Raw genomic sequence first — 24,480 nt, 5'->3', positions numbered from 1 at the left:
CACTCTGCCGCACTTCAGGGCCGGTTGACCAGCCCGCCGTCTCGTTACCCATTCGTGACCCCGCGCCACCTTGACGGCGCACTGACGTTTGCGTAAACGTTTGCAACACCGTGACGGCAGTCACACCGCTCGCCGTCATCAGGTAGCCACCGGGGCGGCCCCGGGTCATCTCGGGCCGCAGACACGAGAGGGAATGCGCCCATGAGATCAATTCGGACCCGACGGGGAGCCGCGGCGCTCACCGTCCTGGCGGTGGCCGGGCTCGGCCTCGCCGGCTGCGCCGACGACAGCGACGGGGGCGGCGAAGTCAGCGGCACCGCGCCGGGCGCGGGCCAGCCCGAGTGCCAGCAGCTCGAGCAGTTCGGCGACCTGACCGGCAAGGAGGTCAGCGTCTACACCTCGATCATCGCGCCCGAGGACGCCGCCCAGAAGGCCTCCTACAAGGTCTTCGAGGACTGCACCGGCGCGACGGTCAACTACGAGGGCTCCTCGGAGTTCGAGGCCCAGCTCGTCGTCCGCGTCCAGGGCGGCAACGCCCCCGACGTCGCCTACGTGCCCCAGCCCGGCCTCCTGCAGACCCTGGTCCAGGACACCGGCAAGGTCGTCGAGCCGCCGCAGGCCGTGTCGGACAACGTCGACGAGTGGTTCGGCGAGGACTGGAAGACCTACGGCACGGTCGACGACACCTTCTACGCCGCGCCGCTGGGTGCGAACGTGAAGTCGTTCGTCTGGTACTCCCCGAAGATGTTCCAGGAGAACGGCTGGGAGGTCCCGGAGACGTGGGACGACATGATCGCCCTCTCCGACAAGATCGCCCAGAGCGGCATCAAGCCGTGGTGCGCCGGCATCGAGTCCGGTGACGGCACCGGCTGGCCCACCACCGACTGGCTCGAGGACGTGATTCTCCGCAACGCCGGGCCCGACGTCTACGACCAGTGGGTCAACCACGAGATCCCGTTCAACGACCAGGTCGTCGTCGACTCGCTCGACCAGGTCGGGAACATCCTCAAGAACGAGGACTACGTGAACGGCGGCATCGGCGACGTCAAGTCGATCGCCACCACCGCATTCCAGGAGGGTGGTCTGCCGATCCTCGACGGTGACTGCGCCCTGCACCGCCAGGCCTCGTTCTACGCGGCCCAGTGGCCCGAGGGCACCGACGTCTCGGAGAACGGCGACGTCTTCGCCTTCTACCTGCCCGTCACCAGTGAGGAGTTCGGCAAGCCGGTCCTCGGCGGCGGCGAGTTCGTGGCGGCGTTCCGCGACGCTCCGGAGGTCCAGGCCTTCCAGACCTACCTGTCCAGCGACGTCTGGGCCAACGAGAAGGCCAAGGCCACGCCGAACGGCGGGTGGGTGAGCGCGAACACCGGGCTCGACATCGCCAACCTCAACAGCCCGATCGACAAGCTGTCAGCGGAGATCCTGCAGGACCCCGACGCCGTCTTCCGCTTCGACGGTTCCGACCAGATGCCGGGTGCCGTGGGCGCCGGCTCCTTCTGGACCGAGATGACCAAGTGGATCACGGGTCAGGACACGCAGACCACGCTCGACAACATCGAGAGCTCCTGGCCGAGCAACTGAGCAGCGACGACGGGGCGTCCGGAACATCTCCGGGCGCCCCGTCGTCCACCACCACCCAAGGGGTCCTCACATGATGACGACGACCGACAAGCTCATCCAGATGGTCATCGCGGTGCTGCTGTTCTTCGCCGTGGTGGCCGTCATCCTCCTGCTCACGGCGCGGCTCCGCTCGCGCAACGGGGAGCGCATCCAGGCCGTCGCCTTCGTCGGCCCCGCGATCCTCCTGATCGGGTTCGGCTTGCTCTACCCGGCCATCAAGACCGTCTACCAGTCCTTCATGGGCCCCAGTGGCTCGGGCTTCGTGGGCTTCGACAACTACCAGCAGATCTTCACCGACGAGAACCAGCTCAAGGTCCTCCGCAACACCGCGATCTGGGTCATCCTGACCCCGCTCTTCGCCACGGGTGTCGGCCTCGTGTACGCCGTGCTCGTCGACCGGGCGCGGTTCGAGAAGGTCGCCAAGGCCCTGATCTTCCTGCCGATGGCGATCTCGCTGGTGGGCGCCTCGATCATCTGGAAGTTCGTGTACGACTACAAGGGCACCGACCAGGAGCAGATCGGCATCCTCAACGCCATCCTCAAGGGCGTGGGGCTCGACACCTACCGGTTCCTGCTCACGGAGCCGTGGAACACGATCTTCCTGATCGTGATCATGATCTGGGTGCAGTCGGGCTTCGCGATGACCGTGCTCTCGGCGGCCATCAAGGCGATCCCCGACGACATCATCGAGGCCGCCCGCCTCGACGGCGTCAACGGCCTCAAGATGTTCCGGTACATCACGGTGCCGAGCATCCGGCCCTCGCTGATCGTCGTGCTCACCACGATCAGCATCACGACGCTGAAGGTCTTCGACATCGTGCGGACGGCCACCGGCGGAAACTTCGGCACCAGCGTCCTGGCCTACGAGTTCTACGTGCAGAGCTTCCGCTCGTTCAACTTCGGGCTCGGCGCTGCCCTGGCGACGCTGATCTTCGTCCTGGTGACGCCGATCGTCGTCTACAACGTCCGTCAGATGCGACGACTGGAGGCACGATGAGCAGCAGCAACACCGCGACCTGGGCTGAGGAGAAGGTCGAGGACACCAGCCGGAAGCCGCGCAAGTCGAACTCCGAGGTCGCCAAGAACGCCCTCTCCAACCGCTGGGCGTCGGTCGCCGCACTGGTGATCGCCGCGCTCTGGACGCTGCCCACCTTCGGGCTCCTCATCACGTCGTTCCGACCGGAGGAGCAGGTCAAGACGACCGGGTGGTGGACGGCGTTCGGCGACGGGCAGTGGACGCTCAACAGCTACGACCAGGTGATCAACGGGGCCGACCTCGACTTCTCGTCGTACCTGATCAACTCGATCGTGATCACCATCCCCTCGGTGCTGATCCCGATCAGCCTCGCGGTGATGGCGGCCTACGCCTTTGCCTGGATCCCGTTCCGCGGGCGCAACATCCTGTTCATCTCGGTGTTCGCCCTGCAGATCGTCCCGATCCAGATCACGATGATCCCGCTGCTGAAGTTCTACGTCTCCCCGCCGTTCAACCTGCAGCCGTTGGCGGGCAACGACGCGCCAGGTGGCGGTTTCTACACCGTGTGGCTCTCGCACACGATCTTCGCCCTGCCGCTGGCGATCTTCCTGCTCCACAACTTCATGCGGGAGATCCCCGGTGAGCTGATGGAGTCGGCGCGCGTCGACGGGGCCGGGCACGTGCAGACCTTCATGAAGATCATGCTGCCGCTGATGGCACCCGCCATCGCCGCGTTCGCGATCTTCCAGTTCCTGTGGGTCTGGAACGACCTGCTCGTGGCGCTGGTGTTCGCGGGCGGCAACCCCGAGGTGTCACCACTCACGGTGCGCCTCGCGGCCCTGGCCGGCCAGCGCGGCGAGGACTGGCACCTGCTCTCCGCCGGTGCGTTCGTCTCGCTCGTGATCCCGCTGGTCGTGTTCCTGTCCCTGCAGCGCTACTTCGTCCGCGGCCTGCTCGCGGGCAGCGTCAAGGGATGAGCAGGTGGGCGGCGCCGGCCTGTCGGGCGGGCGCCGCCCACTGCTCCCTCAGCCAGTGGTACGACGCCTTGGGCGTCCGCGTCAGGTCGGGAGAGGAGCGGTCGACGTGGACCAGGCCGAACTTCTTGGCGTAGCCCTCGGCCCACTCGAAGTTGTCGAGCAGGGTCCACACCAGGTAGCCGCGCACGTCGGCGCCGGCCGCCCGCGCGCGGTCGACGGCGACGAGGTGGTCGCGCAGGTAGTCGATGCGGTCCTGGTCGTCGACCATCCGGCCGTGCGGCCCGTCGACGACGCGCTCGTCGGCGTACGCCGCGCCGTTCTCGGTGATCAGCAGGGGGAGGCCGGTACGCCGGTGCGTGTCGACCAGCAGCTCCTCGAGGCCGCGCGCCTCGACCTCCCACCCGATGTCGGTCCGGGGCTCGCGGACCACGAGGTCGAGCCCCTCGACGCCGGGGTAGGCGCCCTGCTCGGGGTGGGGCGGTCCGTCGCCGCCGAGCCGGGGGCGGACCGGCGTGTAGTAGTTGATGCCGAGCCAGTCCGCCGAGCCGTGGATGGACGCCAGGTCGCCGTCGCGTACGACGGAGGTGTCGGCGAGCTCGGGGGCCACGGCGAGCAGGCGGTCGTCGTACGCCCCGTCGACGAGGGGGTCGAGCCAGACCCGGTTGCGGGTCGCGTCGATCCGGTCGGCGAGCTCGCGGCTGGCGTCGTCCTCGGGCCAGATCGGGGCGAGGTTGAGCACGATGCCCACGGCCTGGCCGGCGTCGCGGCCGGGCAGCGCCTCGCGCGCCCAGGCGTGGCCGAGCATCAGGTGGTGCGCGGCCTTGTGCGCCGCACCGCCCTCGCGCCGGCCCGGCGCGTGGACGCCGGCGGCGTAGCCGAGGTACGCCGCGCACCACGGCTCGTTGTGGGTCGCCCAGAGCCGCACCCGGTCGCCGAGGCGCGCGTGCACCACCCCGGCGTACTCCACGAACGCCTCGGCGGTCGCCCGCTCGGGCCAGCCGCCGGCGTCCTCGAGGGGCTGGGGCAGGTCCCAGTGGTAGAGCGTGGCCGCCGGCTCGACCCCCGCCGCGGCGAGCGCGTCGACGAGGCGGTCGTAGTAGTCGAGGCCGCGCTGCTCGACCCGGCCGCGGCCCTCGGGCAGCACCCGCGGCCAGGCGATCGAGAACCGGTAGCAGTCGGCGCCGAGCTCCCGGACGAGCCGCACGTCGTCGTCGACGCGGTGGTAGGAGTCGCAGGCGAGCGACCCGTCGTCGCCGTTCCTGACGTGGCCGGGCAGGGCGGTGAAGGTGTCCCAGACGGAGGTGCCGCGGCCGTCCTCGTCGACGGCGCCCTCGATCTGGTAAGAGGCGGTGGCCACCCCGAGGACGAGCGGCTGGTCGGTGTTGTCGCTGGCCATGGGCCCACCCTAGGCAGGCCCGGGCGAGGTGCGCGATGAACGACGTCCACGTGCCGCGTCCGCCCGTGAACATGGAGGACGTCGCCCGGCGAGCCGGGGTCTCCATCGCCACCGTGTCCCGCGCCGTACGCGGCCTGCCGGGCGTCAGCCCCGGCACCCGCGACCGGGTGCTCGGCATCGTCGAGGAGCTCGACTACGTCGTCTCGCCGGCCGCATCCGCGCTGCGCGGCGCGACCCGGCGGGTCGCCGTGGTGCTCCCCCGCCTCGACAGCTGGTTCTCCTCGACCATGCTGGCCACGGCGCAGACCACGCTCCGCGCGGCCGACCTCGACGTGCTGCTCTACCAGGTCGGCGACCGGCACGCGCGCACCCGTTTCTTCCGCGAGCTGCCGGCCCGGCGCAAGGTCGACGCGGTCTACCTCGTGGCGCTGCCGATGTCGGTCGAGGAGGAGGAGCGCCTCGACCTGATGGGCGTGGAGGTCGTGGTTGCCGGCTCCCGGCTGCGCGACTTCCCCTCGGTCGCCGTCGACGACGTGGACATCGGCCGGGTGGCGACCGAGCACCTGATCGGGCTCGGCCACACCCGGATCGGGATGATCCGCACCAGCGACACCGAGGGTGCCGGCTACGCCAGCGACCGGCACCGCCGCGAGGGCTACATCGCCGCCATGGCCGCCCACGGGCTCGGCCCCGAACCCGGCCTCATCGTCACCGGGCCGTACGGCGTGCGGGCGGGCGTCGAGGGCGTGCGCGAGCTCCTCGAGCTCGACGACCCGCCGACCGCGATCTTCTGCTACTCCGACGACATCGCGGTCAGCGCCCGCCACGCCCTGCTCGAGCGCGGGCTGCGGGTGCCCGAGGACGTCTCGCTGATCGGCGTCGACGGCCACGACCTCGGGATGCTGTTCGGCATCACCACCATCGACCAGCACGTCGTGGACCAGGCCCGCGCCGCCGGCGAGATGGTGATCGGGCTGCTCGCGGGCCAGCAGCCCGAGACCCCGCAGCTGCTGGTGGACGCCCACCTCGTCGTGCGGACCTCCACCGCCCCTCCTCCCCCGCGCCCCTGACGCCGAACCGTCTCAGTCCTCGAGGGCGAGGTCGCCGGAGGGTGGGCGGACGCGACGTCGCTGGACGGTGACGCCGGCCATCACCGCGAACCCGCGCACCCGGACCACGGGCGAGTCGGGGCGCAGGTCGGCGGCGACCTTGTCGCGGGCGTGTTCGAAGCCGCCCATGAAGCCCGACCCCTCGACGACGAGGTGCACGCCGGGGCCGACGATGACCTCGATCCCGCCCATGAAGGCGTTCGCGGTGATCACGGTCTCCGGCGCGGTCAGGCGCGCCTCGCGCAGGTCGAGGGTGATGCCGCCCATCACGGCGACCGCGGTGTGCGTCGCGCCGACCGACCACGGGCCCACGCGTTGGCTGCCGCTCATCACGGCGATCGTCCGGTCGTGCGTCGGCAGGGGCACGGGCGGGCCGGCCGGCCGCGGCACCGGCGCCTGCGCCGCGCCGGTCACCGGCAGGTCGGCGGTCAGCGGCACCAGGTCGGCGTAGGTCTTCGCGGCGTACGCCGCCTCCAGCCGCTGGTCGAGCTCGTCGAGGTCGAGGCGGCCCTCGCCGGCCGCCTCGCGCAGCACCTCGGCGACCCGGAAGCGGTCCGCGTCGGAGACGCGGATCAGGTCCGGACCGGGCTCCGGGCGGCGTTCGAGTGGCCCCTCCATGGGCTCAGGGTAGCCGCGGCACTAGCCTTCTGGCGTGGCTGACGCGAACGACGCGGGACCCGACTTCCGCTACTCCGACCTGCTCCCCCTCGGCGCCGACGACACGTCGTACCGCCTGGTCACCACCGAGGGGGTCTCGACGTTCGAGGCCGACGGGCAGACCTTCCTGCGGGTCGCGCCCGAGGCGATCCAGCGGCTCACCGCCGAGGCGATGCACGACATCGCGCACTACCTGCGGCCCGCGCACCTCGCGCAGCTGCGGCGGATCATCGACGACCCCGAGTCGTCGGGCAACGACCGCTTCGTCGCGCTCGACCTGCTGAAGAACGTCAACATCTCCGCCGGCGGCGTGCTGCCGATGTGCCAGGACACCGGCACCGCGATCGTGATGGGCAAGAAGTCCGAGGGCGTGCTCACCGGCGCCGACGACGCCGAGGCCGTCAGCCGCGGCGTGTACGACGCGTACACGAAGCTCAACCTGCGCTACAGCCAGCTCGCGCCGCTGACGACCTACGAGGAGAAGAACACCGGCACCAACCTGCCGGCCCAGGTCGAGATCTACTCGACCCCGCAGACCTCCGGGAAGCCGGAGTACAAGTTCCTCTTCATGGCCAAGGGTGGCGGCTCGGCCAACAAGTCGTTCCTCTACCAGGAGACCAAGGCCGTCCTGAACCCCCAGCGGATGCTGACCTTCCTCGACGAGAAGATCCGCTCGCTCGGCACCGCCGCCTGCCCGCCGTACCACCTCGCCGTGGTCATCGGCGGCACCTCGGCGGAGTACGCGCTCAAGACGGCCAAGCTCGCCTCGGCGCACTACCTCGACCACCTGCCGACCGCGGGGTCGATGGACGCGCACGGCTTCCGCGACCTCGAGCTCGAGCAGCAGGTCTTCGAGCTGACCCAGGGCTTCGGGATCGGCGCGCAGTTCGGCGGGAAGTACTTCTGCCACGACGTGCGCGTGGTGCGGCTGCCGCGGCACGGCGCGTCGTGCCCGGTCGCGATCGCCGTCTCGTGCTCGGCCGACCGGCAGGCGCTCGGCAAGATCACTGCCGACGGCGTCTTCCTCGAGCAGCTCGAGACCGACCCGGCCCACTACCTGCCCGACACCGAGACGCAGCACCTCGCGGAGTCGGGTGACGTGGTGCGGATCGACCTGACCCGGCCGATGGAGGAGATCCTGGCCGAGCTCACGCGACACCCGGTGAAGACGCGGTTGTCGCTGACCGGCCCGCTCGTGGTCGCGCGCGACATCGCGCACGCCAAGATCAAGGAGCGGCTCGACGCGGGTGAGCCGATGCCGTCGTACCTCCGGGACCACCCGGTCTACTACGCCGGGCCGGCGAAGACCCCCGAGGGCATGGCGTCGGGCTCCTTCGGGCCGACCACCGCCGGACGCATGGACTCCTACGTCGAGCAGTTCCAGGCCGCGGGCGGCTCGATGGTGATGCTGGCCAAGGGCAACCGCAGCAAGCAGGTGACCGAGGCGTGCGCCGCGCACGGCGGCTTCTACCTCGGCTCCATCGGCGGCCCGGCTGCGCGGCTCGCGCAGGACTGCATCCGATCGGTCGAGGTGCTCGAGTACCCCGAGCTCGGCATGGAGGCGGTGTGGAAGATCGAGGTCGAGGACTTCCCGGCCTTCATCGTGGTCGACGACAAGGGCAACGACTTCTTCACCGACCCGTCGGGCGCGGTCACGGTGCCGCTGAGCGGGATCCGGGTGCGCTCGGCCGAGTAGCCGGGTACCCCCGGCCGGGGGGTGCCGGGCGGGCGCCGCCCCCGTCGACCGCCCGCCCGGCACCCGGTTCGACCCCCGTCAGCCCGTCCCGTGCCCGTTGCGTCGGGACCCATGCATGCCCGCCCGCGGGTCGGGCGTGTCGACCGCACTTCTGGCGGCGCCCGCCCCTGACCGGCAGCCCCGGCGCGGCGCCGTCAGGGCGTGGCGTGCAGGCTCGCGACCAGCTCGCGTGCGGCGGTGGCCAGGTGGTGCCCGAGCGGGTGGGCGAGGTCGGCGACTGCGTCCTGGTGCCGACCACCGGCGTGGAGCGGCAGACCGGGGTACGCCGCGGCCAGCGCGGCGAGGGCCTCCCGCGTGGCCGGCGCGTCCTCGGCCATCGGCACCCCCAGCACGACCGCGGCGACGGACGGGCCGGGGACCGTGACGACCCAGCTCTCCGGCGGCAGGTCGCCGGCGAGATAGATCGCGTCGACGCCCCGCCGGCGCAGCAGGGCGGCGAAGCTGAGCACGCCCAGCTCGTGACGACAACCGCCGGCCAGGCCCACGACCACCCGCGGCGCGCCCGGGGGCACCTGCGCCGTCTCCAGCACGCCGGAGACGCGGCGCTGCACCGCGGCGCTGACGAAGTGCTCGCCCCCCACCGGCACCCGGCCGGCGGCCCACGCCTCGCCCAGCCGTTCGAGCTCGGGCATCAGCCAGTCGTCGACGACCTCCTCGAAGGGCGCCGCGAAGGCCGCGTCGAGGACCGAGCCGAGCGCCGCGACGTCGACACCGGTCGCCAGGCCCGCCAGCTCGCCACCGGGGCCCCGCGCGCCGGCTGCCCGGGCCCCGTCGGCACTGTCGGTCACCGGGCCGACGGTGGTGCCCGACGACACCCGCTGGGCGGCCTCGCGCGGCGGGCACCCGGCCTCGACCAGCGCCCGCATCGCGGCCAGGCGGCGCACTGCCGCGTCGTCGTACACCCGGTAGCCGCTGGCGCTGCGACCGGGCGTCACCACTCCGTAGCGCCGCTCCCAGGCCCGCAGCGTGTCGGGCGGGATGCCCGTGAGCGCCGCGACCTGCCGGACCGAGTGGCCGACCGTCGCCCCCGAGGTGGAAGCCGCCATGCCGTCAGCCTAGAGCGGTCGGGCGGCCCGGCCGTCAGGACGAGGGGAACAGGATCCGGGTCAGCTCGGGCACGGCGTCCGTGATCCGGTGCCCGAGCGCGCTCCCCAGGTCGGCGAGCTGGTCCTGGCGACCTCCGCCGACGCAGAGACGCAGGCGGGGGTACGCCGCGCCGAGCGCTGCCAGCGTCTCGCGGGCGGCCGGCTCGTCCTCCGGCGTCGGGACGCCCAGCACCACGGCCGCGACCGGACCGCCGGAGACAAGCACCACCCAGCTCTCGGGAGGCACGTCGGCACCGAGGTAGACGACGCCCACCCCGGCCCGTCGCAGGGCGGCGGCGAAGACGAGCACGCCGATCTCGTGCCGCGACCCGCGCGCCAGGCCCACGAGCACCCGCGGCGCACCTGGGAGCACGACCGCGGCCTCGTAGGCGGCCGCGACCCGCCGCTGCACGGCCGCGCTGACGAAGTGCTCGCCGCCGACCGACACCTCCCCGGCCCGCCAGGCCGTGCCGAGGAGCGCCAGCTGCGGCATCAGCCAGTCGTCGACGACCTCCTCGAAGGGCCCGGCTGCGAAGGCCTGGTCGAGCACGGCGTCGAGCGCGGCGGCGTCGAGGGCGCGGGCCGCCTGGGTCAGGGCCCCCGGGGCGGGGGCGGCCGGCACGTCGCCCGCGGCCGGGTCGGGAGACCCCGCGGCGGGCACGGGCCCGAGCGTGGTGCCCGAGGTGACGCGGGCGGCGGCCTCGCGGGGCGGGCACCCGCCGTCGACGAGGGCCCGCATCGCGGTGAGGCGCTGCACCGCTGCCTCGTCGTACACCCGGTAGCCGCTCGCGCTCCGGCTCGGGCTGACGACGGCATAGCGGCGCTCCCACATCCGCACGGTGTCGGGGCTCAGACCGGTGAGCGCCGCGACGTGCTTGACCGTGTAGCCCGGGGCGGCCGGCTCGCTCGACATGGGACCCATCCTAGGACATTCCTTGGACAAACATGCGACAAAGTATGGACAACATGTCGCTGTTGCGGCAGACTCGGCAACGTCGGACAAACGTTGGACATCCCGATGCAGGAGGACCCCATGCCACACCTCGCCCGACCCGCCCTCGCCCTCGCCGGTCTCTCGACCCTGGCCGCGACCGCGCTGATCGCCCCGGCTGCCCCCGCCTCGGCGGCGCCCGACACGAGCTGCATGCGCGCCGGCATCGCCGTGCTCAAGGACGCCGGCCTGCTCCCGACCGTGGCCAAGAGCGGTCTGCCGCTCAGCCTTGCCACCTCCCCCGAGGTGGGCGTGACCGTGCGACCCGGCGCCGACATCTCCGGCGTCCCGGACCCGGTTCCGCTGAGCGTGCTGCTCGCCGACCACCGGGCCGGTGACAACAGCCTGTTCGTCTACCCCTGGTGCTGAGCACCTGAGGACCCTCGAGGCACGACCCCCCTCGAGACCGGCCGTCGGCGGATCCCCCCCACCACCGACAGCCGCCCGCGCCGGGCGCGGGCGCGTCAGCCCCGAAGTCGCTCGACGCGTCCGCGCCCGGTCTGTCGGCGCCGAACGGCGGACGTGTTTGTCTCCACCGGCGCCGACCGGGTACCAAGACCCCATGGAGTACGTCGAGGTGGCGCGGGCCGAGACCGAGCGCGGCGAGCTGGTGCTGCGCGAGCGCCGCGAGGACGGCGCCCCCGGCGCGCTGGAGCTGCGGGCCAACGGCGTGTTCGTCATGGACACCGTCGAGACCAGCACCGAGCTGGCGCTCGCCGACGCCGCACTGGCGGTGGTCGAGCAGCCGCGCGAGGTGCTCGTCGGCGGACTGGGGCTGGGCTTCACGATGCACCAGGTGCTGGCCGACTCCCGCGTCGAGCGCTGCTCGGTGATCGAGATCGAGCCGGTCCTGGCCGAGTGGATGCGTGACGGCACGATCCCCCACGGCCCCGCGCTGCTCGCCGACGAGCGCGCCCGCCTGGTGGTCGCGGACGTCGCCGACGCCGTCGCCGAGGCCCCCGACGCGTCGTACGACCTCGTGCTGCTCGACGTCGACAACGGCCCCGAGCAGCTCGTCCACGCGACCAACGAGGCGCTCTACCGCGCGCCGTTCCTGCGCGAGGTGCAACGGTCGCTGCGGCCCGGCGGCGTCCTCGTCGTGTGGTCGGCCGAGGCATCGCGGGACCTCGAGCGGGCCCTGACCGAGGTGTTCGGCGGCTCCGAGACGGTGGCCCACGACGTGCGCCTCCAGGAGCGCGACGAGCAGTACTGGCTGCACCTGGCCCGGGTAGCCTCGGCCGGATGAGCGAGGAGCCGCAGGAGACCCGCACCGAGCACGACTCCCTCGGGGAGGTGCAGGTGCCCGCCGCCGCGCTGTGGCGGGCGCAGACCCAGCGGGCCTTCGAGAACTTCCCGATCAGCGGCACCACGCTCGAGCCCGCCCACGTGAGGGCGCTGGCGCTCGTGAAGGCCGCGGCGGCCGAGGTGAACGGCGAGCTCGGCGTCCTCGACCCCCAGCAGGCCGCCGCGATCGCGGCGGCCGCCCGCGAGGTGGCCGACGGGCGGCACCGCGACCAATTCCCGGTCGACGTCTTCCAGACCGGCTCGGGCACCAGCTCCAACATGAACATGAACGAGGTGCTCGCCTCGCTGGCCACGGCCGCGGGCACCGAGGTGCACCCCAACGACCACGTCAACGCCAGCCAGTCGAGCAACGACACCTTCCCGACGTCGATCCACGTGGCGGCCGCCCTGGCCGTCACCGACGACCTGCTCCCGGCGCTGGGCACCCTCGAGCGCAGCCTGGCGGCCAAGGCCGAGGAGTTCTCCGGCCTGGTGAAGTCCGGGCGCACCCACCTCATGGACGCCACGCCCGTGACTCTCGGCCAGGAGCTCGGCGGGTACGCCGCGACCCTGCGGCTGGCGCGCGAGCGGCTCGAGTCGGTGCTCCCGCGGGTGCGTGAGCTGCCACTGGGGGGCACCGCCGTCGGCACCGGCATCAACACCCCGGAGGGCTTCGCCGCCCGTGTGATCGCCCGGCTGGCGGAGCTCACGGGTCAGCCCTTCACCGAGGCCCGCGACCACTTCGAGGCCCAGGGCACCCGCGACTCGCTGGTCGAGCTGAGCGGCGTGCTGCGCACGGTCGCGGTCGGCCTGACCAAGATCTGCAACGACCTGCGCTGGATGGCCAGCGGCCCCACGACCGGCCTCGCCGAGATCCACCTCCCCGACCTCCAGCCGGGCTCGAGCATCATGCCCGGCAAGGTCAACCCGGTGCTCCCGGAGGCGACGCTCATGGTGTGCGCGCAGGTCGTGGGCAACGACGCCACGGTCGCCTGGGCGGGGGCCGCCGGCAACTTCGAGCTCAACGTGATGATGCCGGTGATGGCCCGCAACCTGCTCGAGTCGGTGCGGCTGCTGTCGACGTCGACCACCGTGCTCGCCGAGCGCTGCGTCGACGGCATCACCGGCGACGCCGAGCGGATGCGCGCCTACGCCGCGTCCTCCCCGTCGGTGGTCACGCCGCTCAACCGCCACCTCGGCTACGAGGCCGCGGCGAGGATCGCCAAGCAGGCGCTCGCCGACGGCGCGACCATCCGCGACACCGTCGTCGCGCTCGGCTACGTCGAGCGCGGGGAGATCACCGAGGCGGAGCTCGACGCGGCCCTCGACCTGGAGGGCATGACCCACCCCTAGCCAGCCGCTCCTACAGCGTCAGGAGGCGGCAGCGCTGCTCCTCCCCGACCTCGTCGGTGAGTCCGCAGAGCAGGTAGGTCCCTGCGTCCGCGACGTCGGGCACCGTGTAGGACGCGGCGGTGGCCCGCGAACCCTCCACGAGGAGGAGCGCGACATCGTCCTCGCCGGTCACGTCCTGCCAGGGCGGGCCGTCGCCTCCCGGCATCAGGACGTAGACCCGGCACCCGGCATCCGCGTCGCCGTAGAGCCAGAGCGGGCCGGGATGCACGGCGAGGTCATCGGTGCGTCCCACGGTCAAGGGGCCTCCGGGCTCGGGGTGCTCCGGTGCGACGTGGAGGCCATCGGTGCTCGTCCGGTCGCGGACGTCGTCGAACGAGGGGCACTCCTCGGTGGTCCGCAGCGCGTCGTCCACACCGCACGCGACCAGCGCCGGAGCGAGGACCACGAGGGCCGCCCACGGGACCCGGGGGCGGCGGCGCGGCGTCGTCACCGGCGCAGCATGGCACGCACGACACCGGCTGGTGGGTGAACCCGGCGGGAGCTCTCAGTACCAGCCGTTGCTCTGCTTGAACGCCCAGGCGCTGCACGGCGAGCCGTAGCTGTCCTGGATGTAGCCGAGGCCCCAGCGGATCTGGGTGACCGGGTTGGTCGCCCAGTCGGCACCGGCCGAGGCCATCTTCTCGCCGGGTAGGGCCTGCGGGATGCCGTACGCCGAGGAGGTCGGGTTGTCGGCGTCCACGCGCCAGCCGCTCTCGCTCATGTAGAGCGCGTCGAGGCAGCCGAACTCGGACTCGGCGAAGCCGAACTCCGGCAGCAGCGCGCGCCCGATGTCGCGCGGGTCGGCCGAGGAGAGGTCCTCGGTGCGGGTGACCGCCCGGCTCTCGGACGGCGCGAGCGCCTCCTCCTTGGCCGGGTCGGTCGCCTCGCGCTGGTCGGAGCGCGAGACGCCCGAGGCGCGCTCGACGCGGTCGGCCAGCTCGGCGTCGGAGACCGCACCCTCGACACCGGTCACCTGGCCGGTGAGGCCCTGGGCGGTCTCCTCGGCGGCGTTGCTGATCGACATCGGGCTGGCGGCCACGCCGGTGGAGACCACGCCGGCCGTGGCCGCGACGGCCACGGAGGAGAAGAGCACCGTGGAGCGCAACACCTTCTTCGGGGCGCTCCGGGCGACGTGGGCGGCCGACGGGCCGCGGTGCTTGGGGACGTACTTGTTCGCAGAAGGTGGCATACGGGGGTTCTCGGGGGTCGGGGACGGACAGCACGGGGGTCTCCCGGGATGTCGTACTCGGTCCTGCGGGGCTCCTGACGGGTCCGGAGGGATCTGCTCGGGGGTCCTGCTCTGGATCTCGCACGGGCGACCGGTCCGGCCTGCCTGCGTCGACCTCCGTGACCCGGCCCGTGGGCGCTGGTCACGAAACGATCACGAGCCACCATGCAGGACCCGACGACCTCGTGCAAACCGAACCCCACGATCTGGTACGCGATCCGGGTCACAGGTCGTCAGGGCCTGGCCCCTGCGGGCCAGTCGGCCTGGTGCTCCCGGACTCCCCCTGCGCCCGCGTCGCGGCGTCCGGCACGGTCGCTCCTACCCCGTCAGGGGCGGGCCAAACGTGCCGGACGCACGGTCCGGCGGGTGGGTCGTCGAGGGCTCAGAGGGTGACGTCCTCGAGCATCTCGGTGACCAGCGCGGCGATCGGCGAGCGCTCGGAGCGGGTCAGCGTGACGTGGGCGAACAGCGGGTGGCCCTTGAGCTTCTCGACCACCGCGACCACGCCGTCGTGCCGGCCGACCCGCAGGTTGTCGCGCTGGGCGACGTCGTGGGTCAGCACGACCTTGGAGTTGGCCCCGATCCGGGAGAGGACCGTCAGCAGCACGTTGCGCTCGAGCGACTGGGCCTCGTCGACGATCACGAAGGCGTCGTGCAGCGAGCGGCCACGGATGTGCGTCAGCGGCAGCACCTCGAGCATCCCGCGGTCGAGGACCTCCTCGATCACGTCGCGCGAGGTGAGCGCCCCGAGGGTGTCGAAGACCGCCTGGGCCCAGGGCGACATCTTCTCGGACTCCGAGCCGGGCAGGTAGCCGAGCTCCTGGCCGCCGACGGCGAAGAGCGGGCGGAACACGACGACCTTCTGGTGCTGGCGCCGCTCGAGCGTCGCCTCGAGGCCGGCGCACAGCGCCATCGCGGACTTGCCGGTGCCGGCGCGGCCGCCGAGCGAGACGATCCCGACCTCGGGGTCGAGCAGCATCTCCAGCGCGATCCGCTGCTCGGCCGAGCGGCCGTGGATGCCGAAGGCGTCGCGGTCGCCGCGCACGAGGTGGACCTGCTTGTCCGCGCCCACCCGGCCCAGCGCCGTACCCCGGTCGGAGAGCAGCACCAGCCCGGTGTGGCAGGGCAGGTCGCGGGCCGCGTCGAGGTCGATGCGGCCGTCGTCGTAGAGCTCGTCGAGGTCGGCGGAGGTGACGTCGAGCTCGGCCATGCCGGTGTACCCGGTCTCGGAGTCGCTGATGGCCTCGGCGCGGTACTCCTCGGCGTCGAGCCCGACGGCCGAGGCCTTGATCCGCAGCGGGAGGTCCTTGGAGACCAGGGTGACGGCGTGCCCCTCGTTGGCCAGGTTGCGCGCCACGGCGAGGATCCGGGTGTCGTTGTCGCCGAGGCGGAAGCCCGAGGGCAGGGACGCCGGGTCGGTGTGGTTGAGCTCGACCCGCACCGAGCCGCCCTCGTCGCCCACCGGGACCGGCTCGTCGAGGCGGCCGTGCCGGATTCGCAGCTCGTCGAGCATCCGCAGCGCGGTGCGCGCGAAGAACCCGAGCTCCGGGTGGTGCCGCTTGCCCTCGAGCTCGGTGATCACGACGACCGGCAGCACCACCTCGTGCTCCCGGAACCGCTTGAGCGCCCCCGGGTCGGCGAGCAGGACGCTGGTGTCGAGCACGAAGGTCCGCGCCGCAGGTGCGGCGGAGCCCCGGGCGCGGGTGGTGGAGGCGGAGCGCTGCGACTTCTTGGCCGTGGTGGTCGGCACGGGTCACCCCTCACGGGACCGTGCGCGCACTCCACGCCCGGCCCTTCTAGCTCGCGTGGTCGGACCGGGGACACGCTGGAGGGCAGGAGTGCCGCCCCCTGGGGGCGCGGCCTGCCGACCGTGCTCCCTCGTCGTGAGTTCTCACGAGCTTCAGCCTCCCGATGGCGACGGGCTTCCCCACCCGTCGTTACCGGGAAAGTACGCCGGGGGCGGGGCAAGTCCGGGCCGACACGCCCGAACGGGGGGTGACGGTCGGGTGACGCCGTGGGGGCGCCCCGGGCACGGCCGGGGGGCGGCGGTGCCCGGGCTCAGCCGCCGTAGCGGCGCTCGCGCTGGGCGTAGGCCCGGATCGCGCGCAGGAAGTCGACCCGGCGGAAGTCGGGCCAGTAGGCCTCGCAGAAGTAGAACTCGCTCTGGGCGCTCTGCCAGAGGAGGAAGCCGCCGAGGCGCTGCTCGCCCGAGGTGCGGATCACCAGGTCGGGGTCGGGCTGGCCCTTCGTGTAGAGGTGCTCGGCGATGTGCTCCACGTCGATCACCTCGGCCAGCTCCTCGAGCGTGGTGCCCTGCTCGGCCTGCTCGACGAGCAGCGAGCGCACGGCGTCGGCGATCTCGCGCCGGCCGCCGTACCCGACGGCGATGTTGACCAGCATGCCGTCGACGTCGCGGGTGGCGTCCTCGGCGTCCTTGAGGTGCTGGGCGGTCGAGGCGGGCAGCAGGTCGAGGGCGCCGACCGGGTGGAGCCGCCAGCGGCGCTCCTCGGCCAGCGTCGCGACCGCCCCCTCGATGATGCCGAGCAGCCCGGTGAGCTGCTCGGAGGGACGGTTGAGGTTGTCGGTGGAGAGCAGCCACAGCGTGACCACCTCGACGCCGACCTCCTCGCACCAGCCGAGCAGCGGCTCGATGTTGGCGGCGCCGGCGCGGTAGCCGTGGGCGGTGTCCGCGCCGACCGCACGGGCCCAGCGGCGGTTGCCGTCGAGCATCACGCCGACGTGCTTCGGGATCCGGTCGGACGGCAGGGCCTTGACCATCCGGGACTCGTACGCGGGGTAGAGCAGCCGCCGCACTCCCTGCTTCCAGTCCCTCACCTGATCTAGGCTAGCGCCGCCGCTCCCCCGGTGTGGGGACGGTCACGGCGTCCGTTCTTCGTTCAGGACTTCGAACGGCGGGTACTGTCGTGGAATGACCGACACCGTGCGCCACTCCCTCGACCACCTGGTCGAGAACGTGCGTGAGTCGGTCGCCGAGACCGTCGCCGACGTGAAGCCCAAGCTGCGCGGCTGGCTCCATCTCGGGACCGTGCCGCTGGCGCTCGCGGCCGGCATCGTGCTCATCGTGCTGTCGCCGACGACCACCACCCGGGTGGGGTCGACGGTGTTCGTGGTCTCCGCGCTGGTGCTCTTCGGCGTGTCGGCGCTCTACCACCGCGGGAGCTGGTCGCCGCGCACGTGGTCGGTGCTGCGCCGCATGGACCACTCGAACATCTTCCTGCTCATCGCCGGCTCCTACACGCCGTTCGCACTGATCTTCCTCCACGGCACGCCGCGGGTGGTGCTGCTCTCGGTCGTGTGGAGCGGTGCCGTGCTCGGTGTGCTGTTCCGCGTCTTCTGGACCGACGCGCCGCGCTGGCTCTACACCCCGATCTACATCGCGCTGGGCTGGGCGGCGGTCTTCTTCATCCCGCAGTTCGCCGCCGGCGTGTCGTACACCGGTGTCGGCATCGGCATCGCCGCGCTCGTGCTGGTCGCGGTCGGGGGTCTGCTCTACACGATGGGCGGGGTCGTCTACGGCTTCAAGCGCCCCGACCCCTGGCCCCGCCACTTCGGCTTCCACGAGGTCTTCCACACCTTCACCGTGCTGGCCTTCGCCACGCACTACGTCGGCGTCTCACTGGCCACCTACTCGTTGCGGTAGGGGCCGGCCCTCCGGGCCGGGCGTCAGCCGGTCGGCGGGGGGTCGAAGACGATCAGCTGCCGCGGGCCGTTGACCGACGCGGCCCCACCGTTGGTCACCACGAAGGCCGGTCGGCCGAGGTAGTCCATCGTCTCGACGCTCGAACCGGAGCCGGTCGTCGCCCGAGGGAGGCCGACGTAGTCGGTGAACGTGCGTCCGTCGCCGCTGTTCATCATCAGGATGTCGGGCATGTTGGACGCGGTGTTGCTCTTGCTCTGCACGACGTAGAGGTCGTCGTCCCCGTCGGCGTCCACGTCGGCGAGCGAGGCCGCCCGACCCGCCACCACGGTGCGCGCGAGGCCGAGCGAGAAGCCACCTGCGCCGTCGGAGTAGAAGATGCGCAGGGTCTTCACCGAGGTCTGCACGAGGTCGAGGTCGCCGTCACGATCGATGTCCACCCAGTCGGCGTCGCGGCTCGGCTGCTCGGGGCTCAGCCCGAGCGCCTTGCCGAGGTCGGTCCAGCCGCCGTCGGCGTTCTGCCGGTAGAGGTGGTTCGGCGTCCCGCACGCGAAGAAGTCCATGTCGCCGTCCTCGTCGTAGTCGGCGGGTGCGGCACACAGGCCGCGTGACTTGTTGATGACGCTGCTGACGACCTCGACGAACCTCGTGCCCGTGTTGAGGTAGAGCCGGTTGGGGCTCGGGTAGACGTTCTTGACCGCGTTGCCCACGAAGAGGTCGGTCAGTCCGTCCTCGTTGGCGTCGAAGGCCGACACCACACGTCCGCGCCCGGTGGGGTCGACCGCTCCCCAGGCGCCGTCCACCAGGGCGAAGGGCGCCCCCGTCGACTGAGGGTCCTGGAGCCACAGCTCGTTGGCCTTCGTGGCGCTGGTGCCGTCGTCGGCCCCCAGCGCGCAGTAGATGTCGGCGTACCCGTCGCCGTCGAAGTCACCGGCGCCGCAGCCGTGCCGGTCGGCCACCGGCAGCGTCTGGACCAGCGCGAACGAGCCGTCGGCGCTGCCGTGGAAGAGCTGGGCACCGGCCACCTGGTGGCGGCTGAGCAGCAGGTCGCTGACGCCGTCGTTGTCGTAGTCGAGCACCAGCGGGCTGCCGTACAGGTCGTTGACGTTGGCGGCGATCCCGGCCGTCGACGCGACGTCCCTGGCGGTCGGCTGGACTGCCGCACCGGCCGAGCCGACGCACGCCAGCGCTGCCACGGTCACCCCGAGGACGAGCGAGCCGCGACGCAGCATGGTGCCTCCCCGGCCCCGGTACCGGGCCTCAGTAGTTCTGGACGACGTCGCGCCAGGCCGCCTGGCTGTTCGCGTCGAGCAGGCGGTAGTCGGTCCCCTTGGGGCCGACCACGTCGAAGTAGATGCCGAAGAGCGCGTTGACCGCAGGGTTGGCCGCGTGCTTGTTGACCAGCCACGCCCCGACCGAGCGCAGCCAGGCGGCCCGCAACGACCCGTCGGGGTCGCTGGTGGCCTTGACGCTGCCGACCTCCGAGATGCCCCAGGGGATGGTGGGGTGGGCGGCGGACCAGTTGACGATCGGCTTGAAGATGTTGTCAGGACTGCCGTAGGCGTTGCGCTTGCCCGCGTGGTTGTAGCAGTCGAAGGCGATCATCGACTGCGCCGTCGAGACGTAGTAGTTGAGCCAGTTGCGGCCCGACGCCGGGTTCATCGTGTAGCACATCAGGATCAAGGTGCTGTGCAGGTTGGTGGCGTCCGGAGCGGCCTGGGCGGCGATGTCCGAGATGCGCTGCCAGGCGGCGCGGTAGTCGGACGCGGTGAACTCGCCGCGCGCGATGTTGTCCTCCGGCTCGTGGCTGTAGGACCAGTAGACGTCGTAGGACGGCGCGGTCGCGAACCAGGTACGCAGCGCCGCGTCGTAGCGGCCCGCGAGCACGTCCAGCGGCTTGTAGCGGAACGAGACGACGACCGGGCGGCCGCTCATGCCGGCGAACCCGGGCCACGCCTGCGGCGCACCGCTGTAGAAGACCCGGCTGATCGGCATGGGCGTGGGCGTGCCGTAGGCGGCGTCCTGGCGCGCGATCGCCTGCGCGAAGGTCTCACCGGAGCGGATCTGCACGAGCGCGCCGAACGGGACGCCGGACGCACCGGCCGAGCTGGGCGGCGCGTCGACGACGGCCAGAGCCCCGCCGAGCAGCAGGGTGGTGATGATGGCGATCAAGCGTCCACGCATGGTCATGCCCCCTTGACGACCGGCGAACTGGTGCCGCCGTGCCGCTGTCTGGGACAGTAGTCACGCCCCTCGGCAAGTCAACGAATGCGACGCGACTCGGGGTCATCCCGAACCAGATTGAGGGTTCGCAGTCGCCGAATTGTGGTGCCGGGCGGGCTCCGGTGACGCGGGGTTGCCGAACGACCGTCGGTGGCGTCGGAGAATGGTGGTCCGGCGGTTGCCTACCGGCTACAGCTCGGCACGCCTGGTCGCGACCAGCGCCGCGACGAGCTCCGCCGGCAGCGGGTGGTCAGGCGTGAACCTGATCGCGCCCCTCGAGGTGTGCCACGCGGCGAGGTCGGCGGCGTGCGCGGTGATCACCGCGGGGCTGAACGGCAGGTAGCTGAGGTGGGCCTTCGCCGCCGAGAAACCGGCGAGAGGTCGGCCACCGAGGAGGTACGCCGGCGCGCCGTAGCTGGTGCCCCGCTCGGCGTCGGGGGCCGCCGCCGCGATCGCCCTGGCCAGGTCCTCCAGGGCGGCGCGCTGCTCGGCGGGCAGGGCGGCGAGGTATGCGTCGTACGCCGCGGGGTCGGTCATGGCGTCATCGTGGCACCCACGACCACCCTTTCTCCCACCTGGCCTCGCCATTTCTCCCACCTGGCGTCGCCCTTTCTCCCACCTCGGCGGTCAGGAGGAGAGGGCGGTCTCGAGGTCGGGGAGGGTGGTGACGGGGCGCTCGCAGACCTGGTGGCGGCAGACGTACGCCGCGGGGCGGCCGTCGACGGGGGTGCGGCCGGTGAGCAGGGGGACGGCGTCGGACGGGGTGTCGGCGACGAGGACGACGGCACCGGGGGTGCGGCGGGCGCGGTCGGCGAGGGCGTCACGGTCGGGTCCGGGCGCACCGACGACGGCGACCTCGAGCGGACCGTCGATCATCGCCTGGGCCGCCGCGAGCGACCAGCCGGCGAAGCGGGGCGCCTGGCGGGCCAGCGAGGCCACCGTGGCCAGTGCCTGCTCGGCCGCCTCGCGGTGCCGCCCCGAGCCGGTGAGGGCGGCGTGCTCGGCCAGCGCGTGCACGGTGGCGGAGAGGCCCGAGGGGCTCGCGTTGTCGGAGGGGTCGCGGGGCCGCGCGACCAGGGTCTCGGCGTCGTCGGCGGTGTCGAAGAAGCCGCCGTCGTCGGCGCGGAAGCGTGACAGCGCGTCGTCGAGCAGGGCCTCGGCACGAGTCAGCCACGCCGGGTCGCCGGTGGCCTGCAGCAGCGCGAGGTAGCCCGACGCGACGCAGCCGAGGTCCTCCAGCACGGCGGCGTGGCGCCCGACCTCGCCCGCCCTCGAGACCCGGCGCAGTCGGCCGTCGACCGTGTGCAGCGTGGCCAGCAGCTCGCCCGCGGCGACGGCAGCCTCGACGTACCGCGGCTCGTGCAGCAGCGTGCCGGCGGCACACAGGCCGCTGACCGCCAGACCGTTCCACGCCGCGACGACCTTGTCGTCACGCACCGGGCGGACCCGCTGCTCGCGGGCGGCCAGCAGCGCCGCGCGCACCCGTTCGAGGCGGGCGCCGCCGGGACCCTCGGGGTCGAGGCGACGCTGCAGCGTGGAGGCCCCGTGCTCGAACGTCCCGGCCGCGGTCACCTCGAAGACCTGCGCGGCCCAGGCGCCGTCCTCGGGGCCGAGCACCTCGACCAGCTGCTCGGGGGTCCAGGCGTAGAACTTGCCCTCCACGCCCTCGCTGTCGGCGTCGAGCGCCGAGGCGAAGCCGCCCTCGGCGGTGCGCAGCTCTCGGAGCAGGAAGTCGGCGGTCTCGCGCGCCACCCGCTCCCCCAGCGGCCCGCCGCGACGGGCGTAGACGCCGAGGAGCAGTCCGTTGTCGTAGAGCATCTTCTCGAAGTGCGGCACCACCCAGCCGGCGTCGACGCTGTAGCGCGCGAAGCCGCCGCCGAGCTGGTCGTACATGCCGCCGCGCGCCATCGCCTCGAGCGTCCCGTCGAGCATCGCGGTGGCGCGCTCGCCGCCGTGGCGGTGGAGGAGCTCGAGCACCATCGACGGCGGGAACTTCGGGGCACCGCCGAACCCACCGTGCACGCCGTCGTAGTCGCGGGCGAGCTGGGCGACCGCGTCGTCGATCTCCCCGGCGCCGATGGGCGCGGGCGCGGTCGCGAGCGGTCGCGCGAGGTGGTCGCGGAGCGTCGCCGCCACCCGTCGTACGTCGTCGGGCCGGGCGGTCCACGCCTCCACCAGCGCCTCCAGCACCTGCCGGAACGCCGGCTGCCCGTGCCGGGGGCGGTCGGGGAAGTAGGTGCCGGCGAAGAAGGGATTGCCGTCGTGGTCGAGCACCACCGTCATCGGCCAGCCCCCGTGGCCGGTCATCGACGTGGTGGCCTGCATGTAGACGGCGTCGACGTCGGGACGCTCCTCCCGGTCGACCTTGACGCTCACGAAGTGCTCGTTGAGGTACGCCGCGGTCGCGTCGTCCTCGAACGACTCGTACGCCATCACGTGGCACCAGTGGCAGGCGGCGTACCCGACGGACAGCAGAACTGGTGCATCACGGCGCTTCGCCTCGGCGAACGCTTCAGGGCCCCACTCCCACCAATCCACCGGATTCTCAGCGTGTTGTAGCAGATACGGGCTCGTTGCCGAGGCGAGGCGGTTGGCCATTCCTGTGACTCCTGACGAGTGGCACGTGCATCACTTTGCCCCTGGGTGATGCACGAGAGTGATGCACGAAAACAGCGTACGATGGTTCTTCCAGCGTAGGAGGTCTCGTGGCGACGCGTTCTCAGCCGAAGCTGCTCGCGCAGGGCAAGCCGCGCACCCTCGGCGGCAGCACGCGGCCGTGGCGGGTGCGTCTCTACGCACCCGCACCGGGCAGCAACAAGTACCAGGTGTACTTCAAGGCGCCCGCCGGCGAGGGCGAGCCGTGGAAGCGGGTGTTGCGCCGCGCCGCCTCCGAGGAGGAGGCACGCAAGATCTTCGCGCAAGCGGAGGCCGCGCTCGACACCGAGTCGGAGACGCCGGCGGGCGCCGACATCCGGGCCTCCAGGACGATCCGGATGCTCGGTGAGGAGTACATCGCCGACAGCATCGAGCGAGGAAAGCAACACCGGACGATGGAGGGACGCGAGTCCCGGCTCAACGCCCACATCCTCCCCACCATCGGCGACGTGCCCGTGACGAAGTGGCGGGTCGAGCACAGTCGCAAGGTGATGGAGAAGGGGAGCAAGACGCTCTTCTCCCAGCGCGGCCGCGAGGATCTGCGCGGCCAGCTCGCCGCGATGCGCAAGCTCGCGTGGCGCTTGGGCTGGCTCGACCGCAGCATCGACCCGCTGGACGGCTTGGAGATCGGGCGAGCCAACGTGTTGCACGGAGCGACGGCGCAGTACGTCGACCCCCGCCTGCGCCCGGAGACCCGTCAGGTGCGTGCGATGGCCGCAGCCGCCGACAAGCTCTGTGGCCCCGAGGGCACTGACCCGTTGATGACCCGCCTCCCGCTGTTTGGGACGAAAATCCGCGTCGCCGGTTTCGGCGGCCTGCGCCTCGGCGAGCAGAACGCACTGCGTGCGATCGACGGGTTCTTCGAGCACGGCTACGTCCACGTCAACGGCTCCTGGATCACCCCACGCAAGCAGCCCGGCTTCCGTGGCCCGGTGAAGAATCACACGATCCACGAGGTGCCGCTGCCAAGGTCCCTCATGCACAACGAGCTCCTCCCTCGCGTCAAGGAACTGCTCGACCTACCGGCGAATGCCTCGCTCCAGCAGGTCATCAACGCCCAAGAGGCTGAGCGCCAGCGGCGAGCAGCCCTGGCCGCGCGTACGAAGGACAAGAACCTCACCTGGTGGAACTACCCCGTCCCTCCCGAGGACGAGCTATGGCTCTTCGTCGACACCGTCACCGGCCTGCCCGTGAAGCCCGAGATGCACAACGAGCGCTGGCACCGCGTCCGCACGTGGGTCGAGGTGAACGACCCCGACAACGCGTGGCCGCGCACGATCGTCTACCGCAACCTCCGCCACCACGCCGCGACGAAGTGGTTCCACGAGGAGCTCGGCGAGCCCTGGGAGGTCGTCGCCCAGTACCTCGGTGACAAGCTCACCACCGTCCTCAACCACTACGTCCGCGCCGGCGAAGACGCCCTCCGCGACTCCGTGAGCAGACTGGCGTCGATGTAGCCGACGCCTCCGCCAG

General features: G+C 72.1%; 22 protein-coding genes. 10 read left to right on the top strand and 12 right to left on the bottom strand.

All coding sequences use genetic code 11. The features are described 5' to 3' along the window. Positions 1 to 201: 201 nt before the first annotated feature. The 3 genes from ACFPGP_RS11795 to ACFPGP_RS11785 all read left to right on the top strand — a co-directional run bounded on the left by ACFPGP_RS11795 (position 202) and on the right by ACFPGP_RS11785 (position 3,573). Entirely contained in the window at positions 202 to 1,581 is a 1,380-nt protein-coding gene (locus ACFPGP_RS11795; RefSeq protein WP_378590308.1) for an ABC transporter substrate-binding protein, read from the top strand. 70 nt (positions 1,582 to 1,651) lie between these two features. Continuing rightward, positions 1,652 to 2,617: a carbohydrate ABC transporter permease gene (locus tag ACFPGP_RS11790; protein ID WP_378590306.1), complete on the top strand. Its 966-nt coding sequence runs from the start codon at positions 1,652 to 1,654 to the stop codon at positions 2,615 to 2,617. Beyond that, positions 2,614 to 3,573: a carbohydrate ABC transporter permease gene (locus ACFPGP_RS11785; protein WP_378590304.1), complete on the top strand. Its 960-nt coding sequence runs from the start codon at positions 2,614 to 2,616 to the stop codon at positions 3,571 to 3,573. Before ACFPGP_RS11790 ends, ACFPGP_RS11785 begins: the two co-directional genes overlap by 4 nt. On the opposite strand, the gene ACFPGP_RS11780 is transcribed toward ACFPGP_RS11785, so the two are convergent. Then, a complete protein-coding gene (locus ACFPGP_RS11780) occupies positions 3,563 to 4,969 on the bottom strand; it encodes a GH1 family beta-glucosidase (RefSeq protein ID WP_378590302.1) in 1,407 nt (468 codons plus the stop codon). The two genes, ACFPGP_RS11785 and ACFPGP_RS11780, sit on opposite strands and share 11 nt — an antisense overlap. Positions 4,970 to 5,004: 35 nt before the next feature. Between ACFPGP_RS11780 and ACFPGP_RS11775 the strand changes: the two genes are divergently transcribed. Next, positions 5,005 to 6,039 carry a LacI family DNA-binding transcriptional regulator gene (locus ACFPGP_RS11775; RefSeq protein WP_378590301.1) on the top strand — a complete coding sequence of 345 codons (1,035 nt, stop codon included), beginning with the start codon at positions 5,005 to 5,007 and terminating at the stop codon, positions 6,037 to 6,039. 12 nt (positions 6,040 to 6,051) lie between these two features. Here ACFPGP_RS11775 and ACFPGP_RS11770 read toward each other — a convergent pair whose 3' ends face one another. Next, positions 6,052 to 6,696 (bottom strand): DUF1707 SHOCT-like domain-containing protein, encoded by a 645-nt coding sequence (locus ACFPGP_RS11770; protein WP_378590298.1) that lies wholly within the window; start codon positions 6,694 to 6,696, stop codon positions 6,052 to 6,054. 34 nt (positions 6,697 to 6,730) lie between these two features. Between ACFPGP_RS11770 and ACFPGP_RS11765 the strand changes: the two genes are divergently transcribed. Further along, positions 6,731 to 8,431, top strand: coding sequence for a fumarate hydratase (locus ACFPGP_RS11765; protein ID WP_378590296.1), 1,701 nt, complete (start codon positions 6,731 to 6,733; stop codon positions 8,429 to 8,431). A gap of 194 nt (positions 8,432 to 8,625) precedes the next feature. Here the strand turns inward: ACFPGP_RS11765 and ACFPGP_RS11760 are convergent, their stop codons facing one another. Both ACFPGP_RS11760 and ACFPGP_RS11755 read right to left on the bottom strand, forming a co-directional pair. Next, positions 8,626 to 9,537 carry a MerR family transcriptional regulator gene (locus tag ACFPGP_RS11760; RefSeq protein WP_378590294.1) on the bottom strand — a complete coding sequence of 304 codons (912 nt, stop codon included), beginning with the start codon at positions 9,535 to 9,537 and terminating at the stop codon, positions 8,626 to 8,628. A gap of 34 nt (positions 9,538 to 9,571) precedes the next feature. Continuing rightward, the gene (locus ACFPGP_RS11755; RefSeq protein WP_378590292.1) at positions 9,572 to 10,489 is read right to left on the bottom strand and encodes a MerR family transcriptional regulator; all 918 of its coding nucleotides are present in this window, start codon (positions 10,487 to 10,489) and stop codon (positions 9,572 to 9,574) included. Between the two features lie 120 nt (positions 10,490 to 10,609). Between ACFPGP_RS11755 and ACFPGP_RS11750 the strand changes: the two genes are divergently transcribed. The 3 genes from ACFPGP_RS11750 to ACFPGP_RS11740 all read left to right on the top strand — a co-directional run bounded on the left by ACFPGP_RS11750 (position 10,610) and on the right by ACFPGP_RS11740 (position 13,204). Further along, positions 10,610 to 10,936: a hypothetical protein gene (locus ACFPGP_RS11750; RefSeq protein ID WP_378590290.1), complete on the top strand. Its 327-nt coding sequence runs from the start codon at positions 10,610 to 10,612 to the stop codon at positions 10,934 to 10,936. A gap of 193 nt (positions 10,937 to 11,129) precedes the next feature. After that, the gene (locus tag ACFPGP_RS11745; protein ID WP_378590288.1) at positions 11,130 to 11,813 is read left to right on the top strand and encodes a spermine/spermidine synthase domain-containing protein; all 684 of its coding nucleotides are present in this window, start codon (positions 11,130 to 11,132) and stop codon (positions 11,811 to 11,813) included. Then, entirely contained in the window at positions 11,810 to 13,204 is a 1,395-nt protein-coding gene (locus ACFPGP_RS11740) for a class II fumarate hydratase (protein WP_378590286.1), read from the top strand. The genes ACFPGP_RS11745 and ACFPGP_RS11740 overlap by 4 nt, the downstream gene beginning before the upstream one ends. Before the next feature lie 10 nt (positions 13,205 to 13,214). On the opposite strand, the gene ACFPGP_RS11735 is transcribed toward ACFPGP_RS11740, so the two are convergent. From ACFPGP_RS11735 to ACFPGP_RS11720, 4 genes are all read right to left on the bottom strand, one after another. After that, positions 13,215 to 13,694 (bottom strand): hypothetical protein, encoded by a 480-nt coding sequence (locus ACFPGP_RS11735; protein WP_378590284.1) that lies wholly within the window; start codon positions 13,692 to 13,694, stop codon positions 13,215 to 13,217. A 54-nt stretch (positions 13,695 to 13,748) separates the two neighbouring features. Continuing rightward, complete coding sequence (locus tag ACFPGP_RS11730; RefSeq protein ID WP_378590282.1) at positions 13,749 to 14,432, bottom strand: aggregation-promoting factor C-terminal-like domain-containing protein; 684 nt, start codon at positions 14,430 to 14,432, stop codon at positions 13,749 to 13,751. Between the two features lie 421 nt (positions 14,433 to 14,853). Next, positions 14,854 to 16,134 (bottom strand): PhoH family protein, encoded by a 1,281-nt coding sequence (locus tag ACFPGP_RS11725; protein ID WP_378590564.1) that lies wholly within the window; start codon positions 16,132 to 16,134, stop codon positions 14,854 to 14,856. 395 nt (positions 16,135 to 16,529) lie between these two features. Continuing rightward, positions 16,530 to 17,306, bottom strand: coding sequence for an isoprenyl transferase (locus ACFPGP_RS11720; protein ID WP_378590280.1), 777 nt, complete (start codon positions 17,304 to 17,306; stop codon positions 16,530 to 16,532). Positions 17,307 to 17,400: 94 nt separating this feature from the next. On the opposite strand from ACFPGP_RS11720, the gene trhA reads away from it, so the two are divergent. Beyond that, on the top strand, positions 17,401 to 18,132 hold the full coding sequence (trhA, locus tag ACFPGP_RS11715) for a PAQR family membrane homeostasis protein TrhA (RefSeq protein ID WP_378590277.1): 732 nt from the start codon (positions 17,401 to 17,403) through the stop codon (positions 18,130 to 18,132). 23 nt (positions 18,133 to 18,155) lie between these two features. On the opposite strand, the gene ACFPGP_RS11710 is transcribed toward trhA, so the two are convergent. From ACFPGP_RS11710 to ACFPGP_RS11695, 4 genes are all read right to left on the bottom strand, one after another. Further along, positions 18,156 to 19,361 (bottom strand): FG-GAP repeat domain-containing protein, encoded by a 1,206-nt coding sequence (locus tag ACFPGP_RS11710; RefSeq protein ID WP_378590275.1) that lies wholly within the window; start codon positions 19,359 to 19,361, stop codon positions 18,156 to 18,158. A 28-nt stretch (positions 19,362 to 19,389) separates the two neighbouring features. Next, positions 19,390 to 20,313 (bottom strand): hypothetical protein, encoded by a 924-nt coding sequence (locus tag ACFPGP_RS11705; protein WP_378590273.1) that lies wholly within the window; start codon positions 20,311 to 20,313, stop codon positions 19,390 to 19,392. A 228-nt stretch (positions 20,314 to 20,541) separates the two neighbouring features. Further along, a complete protein-coding gene (locus tag ACFPGP_RS11700; protein WP_378590271.1) occupies positions 20,542 to 20,889 on the bottom strand; it encodes an iron chaperone in 348 nt (115 codons plus the stop codon). Positions 20,890 to 20,979: 90 nt separating this feature from the next. Beyond that, positions 20,980 to 22,950, bottom strand: a complete 1,971-nt coding sequence (locus ACFPGP_RS11695) for a thioredoxin domain-containing protein (protein WP_378590269.1) — start codon at positions 22,948 to 22,950, stop codon at positions 20,980 to 20,982. A gap of 107 nt (positions 22,951 to 23,057) precedes the next feature. Here ACFPGP_RS11695 and ACFPGP_RS11690 point away from each other — a divergent pair, with 107 nt between their 5' ends. Beyond that, positions 23,058 to 24,464, top strand: coding sequence for a hypothetical protein (locus tag ACFPGP_RS11690; RefSeq protein ID WP_378590267.1), 1,407 nt, complete (start codon positions 23,058 to 23,060; stop codon positions 24,462 to 24,464). The last annotated feature ends 16 nt before the right edge of the window (positions 24,465 to 24,480 follow it).

Origin of the sequence: Nocardioides taihuensis (assembly GCF_042657275.1) — a bacterium.
Lineage (GTDB): Bacteria > Actinomycetota > Actinomycetes > Propionibacteriales > Nocardioidaceae > Nocardioides > Nocardioides taihuensis.
Note: the sequence above shows the minus strand (reverse complement) of the source record. Positions and strands in the feature narration are given on the sequence as shown.